The organism is Sphaerisporangium melleum (assembly GCF_014646695.1).
Lineage (GTDB): Bacteria > Actinomycetota > Actinomycetes > Streptosporangiales > Streptosporangiaceae > Sphaerisporangium > Sphaerisporangium melleum.
Genome location: NZ_BMNT01000156.1, coordinates 1 through 551, shown reverse-complemented (window position 1 = coordinate 551; position 551 = coordinate 1). Strand labels below are relative to the sequence as shown.

General features: G+C 65.3%; 1 protein-coding gene. It reads left to right on the top strand.

What is annotated here, in order from left to right; genetic code table 11:
- Positions 1 to 28: 28 nt before the first annotated feature.
- Positions 29 to 551: AMP-binding protein (locus IEY93_RS39985; RefSeq protein ID WP_308425776.1), on the top strand; the 523-nt coding region annotated here is incomplete at its 3' end.

Sequence of the window (551 nt, the reverse complement as noted above, 5' to 3'; positions counted from 1 at the left end):
TTTTGGGGAGTTGTTGGGGTGGTTGGCGGTGGGGGATTGGTCGGGGGTTGTTCCGGTGGGTTTGCCGGTGGGGCAGGTGGTGGTTCGTGAGCGGGTGAATGGGACGGGGGGTGTGGTTCCGGAGGGTGTTCTGCATGGGGGGTTTTTTGAGTGGGCGGGGCGTTTTCCGGGTCGGGTGGCGTTGGTGGGGGATGGGGTTTCGGTTTCGTATGGGGAGTTGGCTGGGCGTGCTTTGGAGGTGGCGGGGTTTTTGCGGGGGGCTGGTGTGGGGGTTGGTGATGCGGTGGGTGTGGTGATGCCGCGGGGTGTTGATCAGGTGGTTGCGGTGTTGGGGGTGTTGGCGGTTGGTGGGGTTTATGTGCCGGTGGGGGTGGATCAGCCGGTGGTGCGGCGGGAGCGGATGTTGGCGGGTGCGGGGGTGGTGTGTGTTTTGACGGGGGTGGATGTGTGTTGGGGTGCGGTGCCGTTGGCGGGGCCGGTGGGGGTGTCGGGGGGTGATTTGGCGTATGTGATTTTCACGTCGGGTTCGACGGGTGAGCCGAAGGGTGTGG